A 15,804-nucleotide genomic window follows, 5' to 3' on the forward strand; every position below is an offset into this window, starting at 1 on the left:
TCATGGATATTAACTGGATTCGCTCGCTTTTTACGCTGCTGATTTTTGTCAGCTTCATGCTGGTCATCTATATTGTGTTCAGCCGACGCAATAAACAAAATTATGATGAAGCAGCCAGCAGTATTTTTGACAATAATGAAGATGCGTCTGATAAAAACGGGCGATAACCGGTTAATCCGTGGTCACGGAGCAAAAGAATGAACACAACATCCCAATTTACCAGTAATTTCTGGAATATATACATTGCCGCCATTGTCCTGCTCAGCTTTATCGGTTTGGCTTGGCTGCTTTTCTCACAAAATGTGGTGAAACAGCCGAAAAAAGGCGAGGAAGTCGAAACCACAGGCCACGAATGGGACGGTATTGCAGAATATAACAATCCGTTGCCGCGTTGGTGGTTTTGGTTGTATGTCTTCACTTGGATTTTCGGTGCCGTTTACTTGGTGCTGTATCCGGGGGTAGGCGACTGGAAAGGTATCTTGAATTGGACCAGTCACAACCAATACGAAAAAGAAGTGGCTAAAGCAAACGAACAATACCAACCGCTGTATGCTAAGTTTGCCAAAATGCCGATTGAGCAAGTGGCGAAAGATCCGCAAGCCCAACAAATCGGTAAAAACATGTTCGATACTTACTGTATCCAATGTCACGGTTCGGATGCCAAAGGTTCTAAAGGTTTCCCTAACTTGACCGACCACGATTGGTTGTGGGGTGGCGAGCCTGAGCAAATCTCTGAAACCATCGAAAAAGGCCGTACCGGTGTGATGGCTGCATGGGGTCCGCAATTGGGTGAAGAACGTGTGAAAGACGTTGCGAACTATGTAATGTCTTTGTCTAAAGGTAAAGACCAATACGACGAAGAACGCGCTGCCCGCGGTCAGGCTTTGTTTAACGGTGCTCCGGCCAACTGTTTCACCTGTCACGGTGACAAAGGCCAAGGTATCCAAGGTTTGGGTCCTAACTTGACTGATGACGTTTGGTTGTGGGGCGGTACGCAAAAAGCCATTATCGAAACCATTACCAACGGTCGCCATAACCAAATGCCGGCATGGGGTAATTTCTTGGATAAAGATAAATTACACATCATGACCGCCTATGTTTGGGGCTTGTCAAATAAAGACGGTAAAGCACCAGCGAAAAAAGTAGAACCTGCCGCTGCGGCTCCGGCTGTCGCTGCGAGTGAAGCTTCCGCTCCTGCAACTGAAGCAGCTTCTGCTGCCAGCGCACCTGCTGCAACTGCAAATACTGCACCGGCCGCTGACGTTGCTGAAGTATCTTACAATGCAAACGATGGCGCAGTATTCTTCTTTGCAACCGGTAAAAGCGATGTGGCTGCTAATGCAGAAACCGTCGTAGCTGATTTGGTTACAGCCGCTAAAGAAGGTAAACGTTTGGTGGTAAGCGGTTATACCGACAGCACTGGTGACGCTGCAGCGAATGCCGAATTGTCTAAAAAACGTGCCCAAGCAGTTCAGGCATTTTTTGAAGCACAAGGTGTAAAAGCTGAAAGCATCGAATTGCGTAAACCTGAAAACACAACTGCCGCACAAGGTAATGACGTTCAAGGTCGTCGCGTAGAAGTCAAATTGGAAGGTTAATCTTCTGATGAAAAGCCACTCGAAAGAGTGGCTTTTTTGCATTCAGCTGTTTATATTCAGACGGCCTGAGGCTTTTGTAAAACTAGTAAATTTTTAGGAATTTTTAAACCGTCATTCCCGTGCTGGAGGGAATTCAGACCGATCAGCTTCAGGAGTGTTTAACTTCTTTAGTAATTTGACACACTGGATTCCCACCTGCTCGGGAATGACGAGTATAGTTTTCGTAGTTCAAATTGAGTTTTACGAAGGTCTCAGCCTAATTAATAGAAGCAGTTATAAACTATTTAAGGCCGTCTGAAAAATCGGTTATAATAAATTTCTTTCAAAAAGGCCGTCTGAAAAGACGGTTTTCTTTTTCTATTCACGCGGTTCGTAACCCTCCCGCGATACCAAAACTAGGAATCAATATGCACAATCAAAAAGCCTTGGTCATCTTTTCCGGTGGCCAAGATTCTACTACTTGCCTGCTTCAGGCGATTCAAACCTATGGCCGGGACAATGTCCAAGCCATTACTTTTCACTATGGTCAGCGCCACTCCATCGAATTGGAACGCGCGCATTGGATTGCCCAGGATTTAGGCATTGCGCAAACTGTATTAGATTTGAGCTTAATGCGGCAGATTACCCACAATGCTTTGATGGAAGAGGGTGCAGATATCCAGACGGCCGCTAACGGTATGCCGAATACGTTTGTCGATGGCCGCAATGCCCTGTTTTTAATGTATGCCGCTATTTACGCCAAAGGTCAAAACATCAAACACATCATCGTAGGGGTCTGCGAAACCGATTTTTCCGGCTATCCCGATTGTCGCGATGTGTTTGTGAAATCCATGAATGTTACCCTCAATTTGGCGATGGACTATGATTTCCAAATCCACACGCCTTTGATGTACCTGACCAAAGCGCAGACATGGGCGCTGGCCGATGAGTTGGGCTATTTGGATTATGTCCGTGAGCAAACGCATACCTGTTACAACGGCGTGGTCGGCGGCTGCGGAGAATGCCCAAGCTGCGTGTTGCGCGAACGCGGGTTACAGGAATATCTGGAAAGTAAACAGGCCATCTGAACAGATTCTTTCTTATTTTCTACAACAAAGGCCGTCTGAAAAGTTTCAGACGGCCTCAAAGAATACATCATGAAAATCACTAAAATCTTTTCTTTCGATTCATCTCACATGTTAGATGGTCACGATGGTAAGTGCCAAAACTTACACGGCCACACCTACAAACTCGAAATTACCGTTTCAGACGGCTTAATTCAAGGTGGTGCCAAAGACGGTATGGTGATGGATTTCACCGATTTAAAAGCCATAGTCAAACAAGAGATCATTGATCCCTTTGATCATGCCTTTATCTACGATGGCAGCAACGAGCGTGAAAGCCAAATTGCCGCTTTATTAGACGGCTGGAACATGAAAATCTTACGCTTAAATTATCGCACCACCGCCGAAAATATGAGCATGGAAATGTTTACGCGATTAAAGCAAGCCGGCTTAAAAGTATGCAGCGTCAAGCTCTGGGAAACGCCGACTTCCTGCGCCGAATATGAGGGCGCATGATGGTGCCGATTGAGCCTGCTAACCCGCAATACCGCATTGTCGAAATATTCGAAAGCTTGCAAGGCGAGGGCTACAACACTGGTATGCCTGCTATTTTCATCCGTTTGGGTAAATGTAACTTGGCCTGCTCGTGGTGTGATACCGATTATCTGCGTTTTGAAATGATGAGCCTGCACGAGATTTTAGGCCGTCTGAAAAATTATCGTGCGCGTAACATCATCATTACCGGTGGTGAGCCAACCATTCAGCCGCATTTGGATACCTTGCTCAACACGCTGAAAGCGGCAGGTTATTATTTATGTATGGAAACCAATGGCCTGAATCCTACGCCCATACAAATTGATTTTGTCGCCACCAGCCCAAAGGCGTGTTACGCAGATAAATATGCTAAAAGCTGCATTGAAAAAGCCGATGAAGTGCGCATTGTTGCCGATGGTGATGTGTTGGCCTTTTGCGAACAGATGGAACGAAAAATTCAAGCCGAGCATTTTTATTTATCGCCTTGTGAGCGAAATGGTGTGATGAACATTTACGATACCATCCGCCAAATCGGTCTGCTCAACAGCCGCGCCCATACAACCGTGCATTGGCAATTAAGTGTGCAAACGCATAAATGGGCAGGAATTGAGTAAACGTTAAACATTCATACCGAGGCCGTCTGAAGTGTATTTCAGATGGCCTTTATTATATTTAAGCTTTGAGTAAAGACTATTGAGATGTAGTTCTTTTGTAGTATTTTCTCAACAGTTCTGAGATTTTTATGAATGTATATTCAATAATCAAAAAATATAGATGAATATTTTTAATTTATTATTGAACATAAGCCAAGATTTATGCTCAAGAAAACAGACAGGTTTTGAAAATCATTTGGTATTTTTTCTAATACTTTTGAAGTATTCCTAATAACATATTCATTTTAAAAAATAATTCTTTGCATTTTAATGGATTTACCTAACGATAATCAGAAAAAACTTGACCGCTTACATAGGATTACGTAAAGTAATCGGCATAATAAGTAAATTGGTGTGACCAATTTTAAATTACGGCTTCCTTAGTCGCTGCAGGTTTAGGGTAGATTAAGACAAGCGTTTTTTATTTGGTTGTCTTGATTGGATGCTTTACACGTAATACAAGGATTTTCTGTATGGCACTTTTTCTCAGTATTTTTCCCATCGTTTTGCTGATTTGGTTGATGGTGAAAAAAAACAGCATGCCTTCCTATATCGCTTTACCGATTGTGGCGGCGTTGATTTATATGATTAAGATCACCTATTTTGGTGATGATTTCATGTTGTTGAATGCCACTGCTGCTTCCGGTTTGGTATCAACTTTGACGCCGATTACCGTGATTTTCGGTGCGATTATGTTTAACCGCATGATGGAAACTACTGGCTGTATCGACATCATCCGTAAATGGTTGGCCAACATTAACCCAAATCCGATTGCGCAATTGATGATTATCGGTTGGGCGTTTGCCTTTATGATTGAGGGTGCATCCGGTTTCGGTACGCCTGCTGCGATTGCCGCCCCAATTTTGATGAGCTTGGGCTTCAACCCTTTGCGTGTAGCCATCTTTACGTTGGTGATGAACTCAGTGCCGGTATCGTTCGGTGCGGTGGGTACCCCGACTTGGTTTGGTTTTGCGCCGTTGAATCTGACGCCTGCCGATATTTTGAGTATCGGTAAGCAAACCGGTATCATCCACTTCTTTGCTGCTTTTGTGATTCCGGTGATCGGCTTGAGCTTCATCGTTTCTAAAGAAGAAATTCGCAAGAACTTGGGCTTTATCGGCATCAGCGTGTTCTCATGTACCATTCCTTACGTTGCATTGGCAATGGTGAATGAAGAGTTCCCTGCTTTGGTGGCCGGTGCCATCGGTTTGATGATTTCTGTATTTGCCGCCAACAAAGGCTGGGGTTTGAGCAAAGACTATCCAAAAGATGTTAACATGGAAAAAGTGCCTTTGGCGCAAGTAGCCAAAGCCTTGGCACCATTGGGTATGCTGATCGGTATGCTGGTGATTACCCGTATCAAACAGCTCGGTATTAAAGGTTTGCTTACCAGCACTGAGCCATGGTTCAGCTTCTCGCTGCCGGGTTTGAGCGACATTACCGTCACCCAATCGCTGACCATTATGTTTAGCAACATTTTCGGTGAAGCAGTATCAGAACGTTACCAAACCCTGTATGTGCCGGCTTGGATTCCGTTTGTGATTACCGTGTGGATTTGTATCCTGCTATATAAAACCAAATTCAAAGATGCATGGACATTCTATGTTGGCACCTTCAATCAAACCAAAAAACCATTGCTCGCTTTGATGGGTGCGCTGATTATGGTGAAATTGATGATGGTCGGCGGTGATGATTCGATGGTGAAAATCATCGGTAAAGAATTTGCAGCGGTTGCCGGTGACAACTGGATTTACTTCTCGCCTTACTTAGGTGCCATCGGTGCATTCTTCTCAGGCTCGAACACTGTATCTAACCTGACATTTGGCCCAATTCAACAGCAAATCGCTTTGGATACCGGCTTGTCGGTAACACTGATTTTGGCCATGCAGTCGGTAGGTGGTGCGATGGGTAACATGGTATGTATCAACAACATTATCGCCGTGTGTACCGTATTGGGTATCGATAAATCCGAAGGTGCGATTATTAAGAAAACCGTGATTCCGATGGCGATTTATGGTGTGATTGCCGTCTTGGTGGCGCTGATTTTCTTCATGTAATCAATTTTTAAATAACCATTGAAATGCCGTCTGAAAAGTTTCAGACGGCATTTTTTTATGATGAGTATGATTGGCTAATAGAATCTGGAATGTTATTCAAATATATCATTTGAAAAGTTTGTATGTTTCGTTTCAATGAGAAAAGCCGTCTGAAAATATATTCAGACGGCCTCGTCAGTAGATTAGAAATCTAAATCCGTTTATTTCCACACCAATAAAGCATGGTTGCGTTTACCACGGCGCAGAATAGTGTATTTACCAAAACGCTTGTGTTCATCGGTCAGTAAATAAGCATCGTCCGGTTTTTCTGCAGCATGGTTCGGATTGTTCGGTTCGGTCACGGCGGCACCATTAATCACGACTGCTTTGCTGTTGACAAAGCCGCGGGCTTCTTTGTTTGATTGCGCCAAACCGCTGGTTACCAAGGCTTCTACCACATTGACGCTGCCGGATACTTCAAACGCAGGCAAGCCGTCAAGGGCGAGTTGCTCAAAGTCGGCTTCGGTCAGGTTGCTTTGGTCTTCGGCAAACAAGCTGGCAGAAATGCGTTGAGCCGCTTCCAAAGCTGCTTCACCGTGAATTAAGCGGGTCATTTCTTCAGCCAAGATGCGTTGTGCTTCAGGCTTGGTGCCGCTGGCTTGGTCTTTGGCTTCAATGGCATCGATTTCTTCAATGCTCAAGAACGTAAAGAATTTCAGGAATTTATACACATCGGCATCGGCCACTTTCAGCCAGAATTGGTAGAATTGATACGGCGATGTTTTCTTCGCATTCAACCATACCGCGCCGCCTTCGGTTTTGCCGAATTTGGTGCCGTCTGATTTGGTCACCAGCGGCAGGGTCAAACCGAATACTTGGTTTTGATGCAGTCGGCGGGTGAGGTCGATGCCGTTGGTGATGTTACCCCATTGGTCGGAACCGCCGATTTGCAGCAATGCACCATGGCGTTGGTTCAGCTCGGCAAAATCGTAACTTTGCAGCAGCGTGTAGGCAAATTCGGTAAACGAAATACCCACATCATCACGGTCGATACGCTGTTTCACCGATTCTTTCGCCAACATTGCATTGACTGAAAAATGCTTACCGATGTCGCGCAGGAAATCCAAGCAGTTCATTTGGCCGAACCAATCGGCATTATTGGCCATTACTGCGGCATTGTCGCCTTCAAAGCTCAAAAACGGTTTCAACTGATTGCGGATGCTGTCCACCCAACCGGCTACGGTGTCGGCAGAATTCAAGCTGCGCTCTACAGCCTTAAAGCTTGGGTCGCCAATCATACCGGTTGCACCGCCGACCAACGCAATCGGTGTATGGCCGGCCTGTTGGAAACGGCGCAATGCCAATACCGGCAACAAATGGCCGATGTGTAAGCTGTCGGCGGTTGGGTCAAAGCCGCAATATAAAGCGATTTTTTGTTCGTTTAACAAAGCTTCCAAAGCTTCAATATCAGTAGTTTGCGCGATCAAACCACGCGCTTGTAGGTCTTTTAATAAGCTCATATTCGTTCCATGATGTTTTCAGACGGCCTTTATTGACTCAGGCCGTCTGAATGTTGCAAGCATTTATCAAATCACACATTAAACAAGAAATGCATCACATCGCCGTCTTTCACGACATATTCCTTGCCTTCGACGCGCATTTTGCCGGCTTCTTTGGCTTTGGCTTCGCCACCTAAGGCCACGAAGTCTTCATAGGCAATCACTTGGGCGCGGATGAAGCCGCGTTCGAAATCGGTATGAATCACGCCGGCGGCTTGTGGAGCGGTGTCGCCTTTGTGAATGGTCCATGCGCGCACTTCTTTGACGCCAGCGGTGAAGTAGGTTTGCAGACCGAGCAAGTCATAGCCGGCGCGAATCAGGCGGTTCAAGCCTGGTTCTTCCAAGCCCATTTCGGCGAGGAATTCGGCTTTTTCATCGTCTTCCAATTCGGCAATTTCGCTTTCCATGGCGGCGCATACGGCCACAACCGGTGCATTTTCTTTGGCAGCCAATTCTTTTAAGCGGTCGAGATGCGGGTTGTTTTCAAAACCGTCTTCAGCCACGTTGCCGACGTACATGGCCGGTTTAGCAGTGAGCAGGAATAATGAGCGCAACATGGCCAATTCTTCGGCATCCAAGCCGAATGAGCGTACGGGCTTGCCTTCGTCTAAATGCGGCAATAATTTTTTGCACAAATCGACTAATTTTTGTGCATCTTTGTCGCCGCTGCGGGCACGTTTTTCTTCGCGGACAATCGCTTTCTCCACGCTGGCTAAGTCGGCCAAGGCCAATTCGGTGCCGATGGTTTCGATGTCAGCAATCGGATCGACTTTACCGGCAACGTGGACGATGTTTTCATCATCAAAACAGCGCACCACATTCACGATGGCATCGGTTTCGCGGATGTTGGCCAAGAATTGGTTGCCCAAGCCTTCGCCTTTGCTGGCACCGGCCACCAAACCTGCGATATCGACGAATTCCACAATGGCAGGCTGCATTTTTTGCGGATTGACGATTTTCGCCAATTCGGCCATGCGTGGGTCAGGCACTTCGACAATGCCGACATTCGGTTCGATGGTGCAGAAAGGGTAGTTGGCCGCTTCAATGCCCGATTGGGTTAAGGCGTTGAACAGGGTGGATTTGCCGACATTGGGCAGGCCGACGATGCCGCATTTTAAGCTCATGTTTTTTCCTGATATTTGCTAAAAATTTTAAACGGGCAATTATAGCATAATTCGTTTGTAAGGTTGGATGACAAGGCCGTCTGAAAAAGGTGTGTTGCTTTTCAGACGGCCTCGAATAATGTATCGTGTAAATGAAATCTTGGCTAAATCATTTAGGCCGTCTGAAAACAGATTCTTTCAGACGGCCTTCACTTATTTAAAAATCAAAATCAGCAGCAGGGCAATGGCAATCAAACCGAGCCACAGGCTTTGCCGTTGCTGCACTTTAATCAAATGCAGGTACGCATCGCGCATTTCCTGTTGGCGGTTTTCATCGACCAGCGCATTGAGTTTGCGCGGCAGGCTCGGCAGGATTTGCGTCCAGTCGGGGGCTTCGTTTTTCAGGTTATTGAATAAGGCTTTCGGGCCGATTTGCTCGTTCATCCATTTGGTGAGAAACGGCTTGGCGGTCGCCCACAAATCCAAATCAGGGTCGAGTTGGCGGCCTAAGCCTTCGATGTTGAGCAGCGTTTTTTGCAGCAAAACCAGTTGCGGTTGGATTTCGACATTAAAGCGGCGGCTCACTTCAAACAAGCGCATCAGTACCAAGCCGAATGAAATTTGCGAAATTGGTTTGTTGAAAATCGGTTCGCACACGCTGCGCACGGCGGCTTCGAGTTCTTCCGCGCGCGTATCGGCCGGCACCCAGCCTGATTCGATGTGGGCGGTGGCGACGCGGTGGTAATCGCGGTTGAAAAAGGCGAGGAAATTAATCGCCAAATAGCGTTTGTCGTAGTCGGTCAGGCTGCCGACAATGCCGAAATCAAGCGCGATGTAGCGGTTGTCGTCGGCGACCAAGATATTGCCCGGGTGCATGTCGGCATGGAAAAAACCGTCGCGGAATACTTGCGTGAAGAAAATTTCCACGCCGTAATCGGCCAGTTTTTTTAGATCGATGCCTTTGGCTTTGAGCGCGGGGATGTCAGAAACCGGCGTGCCTTCCATCCATTCGATGGTCAATACATCGCGGCTGCAATAATCGTAAAATACTTTGGGAATAATCAGCATGTCGCTGCCGGCGAAGTTGCGGCCAAGCTGGCTGGCATTGGCGGCTTCGCGCATTAAATCTAATTCGTCATGCAGGTATTTGTCGAATTCAGCGACGACTTCGCGCGGCTTCAGGCGTTTGCCGTCTGCGAATAAGCGTTCCAACCAGCCGGCACCTAAGCGCATCAGTGCCAAATCCTGTTCGATAACCGGCAGGATATTCGGGCGCAATACCTTCACCGCCACTGCTTCGCCACTGTGCAAACGCGCTTTATGCACTTGGGCAATCGAGGCACTGGCGACCGGTTCGGTTTCAAACTCGGCATACAGGGTTTCAATCGATTGGCCTAAGGCTTTTTCGATTTGGCGGCGTGACAGTTGCGCGTCAAACGGCGGGACGCGGTCTTGCAGTTTCGCCAGTTCAATCGCGTATTCGTAGGGAATCAAATCGGGGCGGGTGGATAAAACTTGGCCGAATTTGATGAAAATCGGGCCGAGACTTTCCAGAGCCAAGCGTAAACGTACGGGCAGGGTTTGGTCTTGATATTCGGCAGATTGCGGCAGTTTGCCGATGATGTTGCGCAACCAATCTTGCTGGATGTGGTTGATAAATAAATCAGAGAGTCCGTAAAGATAAAGTGTGCGGAAGATGGTTTTAATGCGTTTGAGCCATTTCATGGTGGGCATTCGGTTGCGCTGAAGATGGACGAATTATAAATCATTGCAAGGCTTGAGCCAAAACATTCTATTGAGCATAAATGGGGAGGCAAACAAAAAGGCCGTCTGAAACGAATGGGTTCAGACGGCCTTTGGTCAGAAAATTTACAGCAATTTAGCGGAAAAATAACCTGCTGCCACTAAGATAATCATCAGAATAAAAGCGACCACACCGATTAAGATATTTTTGCGTTTGGCTGCAATGGCGACTAAATCGGGATTTTTGCCTAACTCTTCAAGCAATTTTTCTTCTAATTCCGCACGAATCTGTTTACGCAGAATTTTCTCTTCGCGTTCGCGTTCTTGTTTGAGCTTGTGGGCGATTTCAGTTTGCTTTTTGTGCTCAAAGGCCAGTTTTTCTTGCCATTCAATGCGCTTGCGGTCAACCACTTGAGGGGTGGCGCTGGAAAACTGAAAATCGCAGACCACACAATTGGGTTCGGTTGGATCTTCAACAATGGTCAGACACACCGGACATTGGCTGATTTCTGCGGGAGCCGCTTCTTCCGAATCAGGATTAAGGGAATTAGGCGCCAGTTCTAAGGAATAGCGAACGATGACATCTAAGCCCAAGTAATTGAAATAATGTTGGGCATTTTCGCGCTCTTCTTGCGTGCAGTTTTCAGCAATAATGGCTTGCGGGCGCTCTGCCAATGCCTGCACCAAATCCTCTGCTTCGTTTTCCGGTAGATTGTCATACAAACAAGCATTAATCCGCTCGCGATCGACATCGGGCGGATAAGAAACGTATACGTCGTAAAGCTTAGCTTTTTGGTTCATCGGTATCCCATTTGTACAATTGATAAAACAGCTTATGTTGTTTTTGGTGTGTGCTTTATCAGGAGATTTTCTATTGTTCTAAAAGTATAAGTGTTATAGGGTTGCATGTCTTCTGCAACGGATAAAGGGTAATTTCTAGGGGTAAAATAGCCTAGTGTAATAAAACTAAAAAATCAGGTTTATAAGCGCTTATTGTTCAGTTAGTATAATTGTTCAATAATGGATAATATATTAGTCAATTATTTTATATATATCATAAATTGCACAAAACGGATACATATTTGAACAAGATACCATAAAAATGCCGTCTGAAGCATTCAGACGGCATTTTGTCGGAAAAAGTTTCAAGCGATAGTTAATGTCAACCTTTGTGATTGGCTGAAATATTGGCCATCTTGATGCAAATCCAATCTATCTGAATGAGCAATTACACTGAGAATGACGAACCGCAACCGCAAGTGGTTTCGGCATTTGGATTGCGAATCACGAATTGGGAGCCGTGCAGGCTTTCGGTGTAGTCGATTTCAGCACCAACTAAGTATTGGTAGCTCATTGGGTCAACCAAGAAAGTCAGGCCGTTTTTTTCGATTTCAAAATCGTCATCGTTCTTGATTTCATCGAAGGTAAAGCCGTATTGGAAGCCGGAGCAACCGCCACCGTTCACGAAAACACGCAGTTTGAGTTCGGGATTGTTTTCTTCAGCGATAAGATCTGCCACTTTGGTGCAGCAGCTATCGGTGAAGAGGATAGGGCTTTCATCTGACATGATGTGATTCCTTTTATATGAATGTTATGTGTATTGTCGCGCAATCCGCTCAGTAAGGCAAGTTGGGACAATGACTTAAAATTCAATAGCCCATATAAAAATTAGATATTGCGCCCAAACCATTCCACGCGCCCGATGATGGCGATGTCGTCTCCTAGGTGGTTTAAATCGATTTCAAAGGTCGGGTAGGCTTCGTTGGCAGAAATGACATTCACAATGCCACCAGGCATCAACTGCAAACGTTTGACCAACAGATTTTCATTGAGGCGTAAAACATACAGTCCGTCGCGCGGTGTGGTTTCGCTATGGTTAATCAAAATCGAATCACCATCGTTGAGCACACCTTCCATCGAATCGCCTTTAACGGAAATCACGGATAAATTTTTGGTATCGCGGGTGACGTAGTTTTCAATCCAATAGCGGCGGAACGCCATGGTAAAGACAGGTTTTTCATCGCCCACCAATTGGCCGTGTCCCGCAGCGGCTTGAATGTCGTAACGCGGTACAAAGACAAATTCTTCAACATCCACTGGATTGCCGAGTGTGTCGTAAGCCGTGGTGTTAGGTGCAACTTGGTCGGGGAAGGGTTCACCTTCACCAGTCAGCAGCCAATCAATGCTGCACCCTTTTAATTGTTTGATTTTTTTTAAGGTTTCTGATTTCGGTAGGCCGCCTTCATTCCAAATACGGCTAAATCCCGCGATGGTCATATCGATATCGGCTGCAATTTTTGCTTGCTTGGCTTCGCCTTTCCATAAAAAGGCCAGTCTGTCTTTAAAGGTATCCATGATATTCCTTAGGTGAAAGTGTGATTTTGGATACACACTGATTAATTGCTTTATATTTTACTTCATTTTTTGGAATAATGTAAGAAAAAAATTAGCATAACTAAGAAAAAGTATTGCATCATTTATTTTTTCTTAGTACTATGTCGGAAAGTGAAGATTAACTAAAGTTCCTTGCTGTATTTTTGAGTTTATCTCTGTATTTATTCTGTTATATACCTTGCGTATAGTGTATGGAGAGGGGCTTATAAGCTTAATCTGATTGATTTCGAAAGAATGGGATTATTTTTGTACTTTAATTAAAGGAATCAAAATGACAGGCTATCGTAAAAATACTTGGTTGGCAGTAATGGCTTTGGCTTTAGGCTTGGTAGCGTTTCCTGTCAGCTATTCAGAAGCGCAGTCTTCTAATATGTCGCTCTCTGCATTAGAGTGCGAGCAATTGAGCCATTTGGTTTTGGAAAACATGAATGTCAAGCAGCGTAAATTCGCGCGCGAGTGTGACATTGTTGAAGCATCGCATGATTGGGAGCAGCAATATGGCGGCCTCAACGAGCAGGAATTCGTAGCAGGTGTGGTTTACGAATAAATCGATTAAGATCGAAAAAATACAGTAGAAACCCGCAGTAAAGCTTGAGGCCGTCTGAAATATGCAGCATTTCAGACGGCCTCAAGTTTATTTTCAAAACATTATTTTAAATTAAGGTAATAACGGTGCGGCTTGTAAACCTAAGCGTTCGTCAAAGCCAAACATAATGTTCATGTTTTGAACGGCTTGTCCGGCAGCGCCTTTAACCAAATTATCGATCACCGACAACACAACCCACAGTTGGCTTTGCGGTGCTTGCTGTACACTGATGCGGCAAATGTTGGCACCGCGTACGCTGCGGGTTTCAGGCGTGGTGCCCGGTTTCATTACATCCACAAAAGGGCTGTCTTGGTAGAATTCGCTCAAGATTTCGTATGGATTGACGTTGTCTTCCAAATGCAGGTAAACGGTGGCGTGCATGCCGCGAATCATTGGGGTTAAGTGTGGCACGAATACGAAACCTTCCGCTACATCGGCTTGCAGGCTGCTGATGGTTTGCTTGATTTCGGGTAAGTGGCGGTGGCCGCCGATGCCGTAAGCTTTAAAATTATCGCCGGCTTCGCACAATAATGAACCGACATTGCCTTTGCGGCCGGCGCCGGATACGCCGGATTTACAGTCGGCAATCAGCGGCATATTGGTTTTCAGATGGCCTTGTTGTAATAATGGTAACAAGGGCAGCGATACACAGGTCGGGTAGCAGCCCGGATTGGCTACGATTTGCGCTTTGGCAATGGCATCACGGTTCATTTCACATAAACCATAAACGGCTTGCGGCACAATATCGGGGCAAGCGTGTGCCATGCCGTACCATTGTTCCCATGTCGGAATGTCTTGAATGCGGAAGTCGGCCGATAAATCGACAATGCGCACACCTTTGGCCAGTAATTCCGGAGCTTCTTTCATGGCGACGCCGTTGGGTGTGGCGAAAAAGACCACATCGCACTGATCAAGACCGGCTTCATCGGGTGTTTGGAAAACCAAATCATAAATACCGCGCAGGCTTGGGAAGTAATCGGCAATCGCAATGCCGGCTTCGCCGCGGCTGGTGACGGCGGTGACTTCAACATTGGGGTGGGTGGTCAGCAAGCGTAATAATTCAACACCGGTATAACCTGTTGCGCCGACAATGCCGACTTTGATTTTGGCGTTCATCTGTATCTCCAATAAGGGCAAATTCGATAGTGGGGTAGTTTAAGGCTTGGCAGGCCGTCTGAAAAGGGTGGTCGGCCATAAATTATTGGCCGAATCACTTATTAGTATATTAAATAAGAAAAGGCTGAGACCTTTGCAAAATCCCCATTTTTGGCGCATTTCTTCGTTATGCGCTGCTCGAAAGCTTGCCTATCTTTGTGATATGTCTGCGCTTTCTGTGTTTGCTTACTTCGAACTGCACTCAAATCTGGAGTTTTACAAAGGTTTCAGGCCGTCTGAAAAAAGCGAAACCAAAGTTTCTTTTTCAAACGGCCTGAATGTTTAGTTAGACATTAAAACAGCAATTCGGTCGGCTCGGCATCAGCCGGAATTTCCTGTGTCGGATAAGCTGGTGCAGGAACATAGCTTGATGCCGGAGTAGGCAGATTAACCTCAGAAGCCGCTGCATTGCTTGGTGCAACCGATTGAGTCGGTTGTGGTGTTGCCGGCGTCGGGACAACTGGTTTTGCAGTATCATCACCGGCATCGATTTCGATTTCCGAGCCTGAAGGTAATACATCATCTTTAACCGGAGCCGGTTTTGGCATGGCTTTTGGTTTGCTGTAAGCAGATGAGCCGGCTGTCCAAGCCAAAGATTTTAATGGGCCTTTGAGCTTCACGCCCTTGGCACAAGTTAAACAGTTGGCTTGGCCGGTGCGGTTTTTCAAAATCGCTTCAACACGCTTGGTGTTGATGTTTTTGCCGTGTGCTTTTGCCCATGCCGCAATGCTCTTTTTCAATGCAGCAGTATCGAGATTTTTCTTATTGTATGGGTCGCGGTAAGCGGCGAGCCATAAGTTTTTATTGGCATCTTCATTTAAAGTCGCCATTTGGTAAATCACGTGGGCTGGGGAGCCAGTGGAAATGGTTTTGGCAAATTCCAAGGCATCAGGCGATTTCATGCGCACACAGCCGTGGCTGCGCACACCGGGTACGCTAGATGGCGCATTGGTGCCATGAATGCCTAAGCCCAATTTTGGGTCGCCAAGGCGAACGAATACTGGGCCTAAAGGATTTTTCGGACCCGGCGGAATGGTTTTCACATTGTCGCCACGCTCTTTTTGAATCGATTTGGGAATGTGCCATGTCGGATTAAAGGCTTTAACGCCGATTTTATGTTCGCCCAAATTGGTTTGGGTCATGGCTTTACCGACGGCAACAGGGTAAGCTTTCGTCAGCTTGCCGTTGGTGTACAAAAACAGGCGCTGTTGCGGAATATTGATGAAAACGTGTTGGCCTTCGGTTGCCGGTGCAACATCAGGCAGCGGCGTGTTGGCAAATGCGGTGGTGGTCAGTGTCAGTGCAAATAAACTTAAGCTGATTTTTTTCATGTATTTGTCTGTATTTTAACAAGGGGTTAAAAGATGATTTTGGTAAATCATACCTTAATATAATGGTAA

Annotated in this window: 15 protein-coding genes; 7 read left to right on the forward strand and 8 right to left on the reverse strand. The window is 46.1% G+C overall.

Features of this window, described 5'->3' with window-relative positions; genetic code table 11:
- The first annotated feature begins 2 nt into the window (after positions 1-2).
- The 6 genes from GJV52_RS07575 to GJV52_RS07600 all read left to right on the forward strand — a co-directional run bounded on the left by GJV52_RS07575 (position 3) and on the right by GJV52_RS07600 (position 5,885).
- Positions 3-167 carry a cbb3-type cytochrome oxidase subunit 3 gene (locus GJV52_RS07575; RefSeq protein ID WP_095503269.1) on the forward strand — a complete coding sequence of 55 codons (165 nt, stop codon included), beginning with the start codon at positions 3-5 and terminating at the stop codon, positions 165-167.
- A gap of 30 nt (positions 168-197) precedes the next feature.
- Positions 198-1,598, forward strand: coding sequence for a cytochrome-c oxidase, cbb3-type subunit III (ccoP, locus tag GJV52_RS07580; protein ID WP_100563108.1), 1,401 nt, complete (start codon positions 198-200; stop codon positions 1,596-1,598).
- A 407-nt stretch (positions 1,599-2,005) separates the two neighbouring features.
- Positions 2,006-2,665 (forward strand): 7-cyano-7-deazaguanine synthase QueC, encoded by a 660-nt coding sequence (gene queC, locus GJV52_RS07585; protein ID WP_100563110.1) that lies wholly within the window; start codon positions 2,006-2,008, stop codon positions 2,663-2,665.
- Positions 2,666-2,734: 69 nt separating this feature from the next.
- The gene (gene queD / locus GJV52_RS07590; protein ID WP_095502092.1) at positions 2,735-3,157 is read left to right on the forward strand and encodes a 6-carboxytetrahydropterin synthase QueD; all 423 of its coding nucleotides are present in this window, start codon (positions 2,735-2,737) and stop codon (positions 3,155-3,157) included.
- A complete protein-coding gene (locus tag GJV52_RS07595; protein ID WP_369832019.1) occupies positions 3,157-3,789 on the forward strand; it encodes a 7-carboxy-7-deazaguanine synthase QueE in 633 nt (210 codons plus the stop codon). The genes queD and GJV52_RS07595 overlap by 1 nt, the downstream gene beginning before the upstream one ends.
- 512 nt (positions 3,790-4,301) lie before the next feature.
- Entirely contained in the window at positions 4,302-5,885 is a 1,584-nt protein-coding gene (locus tag GJV52_RS07600; protein WP_095502094.1) for an L-lactate permease, read from the forward strand.
- 200 nt (positions 5,886-6,085) lie between these two features.
- On the opposite strand, the gene tyrS is transcribed toward GJV52_RS07600, so the two are convergent.
- From tyrS to GJV52_RS07630, 6 genes are all read right to left on the reverse strand, one after another.
- Positions 6,086-7,384, reverse strand: coding sequence for a tyrosine--tRNA ligase (gene tyrS / locus GJV52_RS07605; RefSeq protein WP_100563112.1), 1,299 nt, complete (start codon positions 7,382-7,384; stop codon positions 6,086-6,088).
- A gap of 71 nt (positions 7,385-7,455) precedes the next feature.
- Complete coding sequence (gene ychF, locus GJV52_RS07610) at positions 7,456-8,547, reverse strand: redox-regulated ATPase YchF (RefSeq protein WP_100563114.1); 1,092 nt, start codon at positions 8,545-8,547, stop codon at positions 7,456-7,458.
- A gap of 192 nt (positions 8,548-8,739) precedes the next feature.
- Positions 8,740-10,251, reverse strand: a complete 1,512-nt coding sequence (gene ubiB, locus GJV52_RS07615; protein WP_100563116.1) for a ubiquinone biosynthesis regulatory protein kinase UbiB — start codon at positions 10,249-10,251, stop codon at positions 8,740-8,742.
- Positions 10,252-10,395: 144 nt separating this feature from the next.
- Entirely contained in the window at positions 10,396-11,070 is a 675-nt protein-coding gene (locus tag GJV52_RS07620) for a hypothetical protein (protein WP_100563118.1), read from the reverse strand.
- Between the two features lie 427 nt (positions 11,071-11,497).
- Positions 11,498-11,836 (reverse strand): iron-sulfur cluster insertion protein ErpA, encoded by a 339-nt coding sequence (erpA, locus tag GJV52_RS07625; protein WP_095502099.1) that lies wholly within the window; start codon positions 11,834-11,836, stop codon positions 11,498-11,500.
- 101 nt (positions 11,837-11,937) lie between these two features.
- Positions 11,938-12,624, reverse strand: coding sequence for a S24 family peptidase (locus GJV52_RS07630; RefSeq protein WP_095502100.1), 687 nt, complete (start codon positions 12,622-12,624; stop codon positions 11,938-11,940).
- A gap of 310 nt (positions 12,625-12,934) precedes the next feature.
- Here GJV52_RS07630 and GJV52_RS07635 point away from each other — a divergent pair, with 310 nt between their 5' ends.
- Positions 12,935-13,210 (forward strand): hypothetical protein, encoded by a 276-nt coding sequence (locus GJV52_RS07635; RefSeq protein ID WP_095502101.1) that lies wholly within the window; start codon positions 12,935-12,937, stop codon positions 13,208-13,210.
- A 111-nt stretch (positions 13,211-13,321) separates the two neighbouring features.
- On the opposite strand, the gene argC is transcribed toward GJV52_RS07635, so the two are convergent.
- Together argC and GJV52_RS07645 are read right to left on the reverse strand one after the other, a co-directional pair.
- Entirely contained in the window at positions 13,322-14,365 is a 1,044-nt protein-coding gene (gene argC, locus GJV52_RS07640; RefSeq protein ID WP_095502102.1) for an N-acetyl-gamma-glutamyl-phosphate reductase, read from the reverse strand.
- Positions 14,366-14,697: 332 nt separating this feature from the next.
- Entirely contained in the window at positions 14,698-15,735 is a 1,038-nt protein-coding gene (locus GJV52_RS07645; RefSeq protein ID WP_095502103.1) for a L,D-transpeptidase, read from the reverse strand.
- Between the last annotated feature and the right edge of the window lie 69 nt (positions 15,736-15,804).

This window comes from Neisseria brasiliensis, assembly GCF_009671065.1.
Taxonomy (GTDB): Bacteria; Pseudomonadota; Gammaproteobacteria; order Burkholderiales; family Neisseriaceae; genus Neisseria; species Neisseria brasiliensis.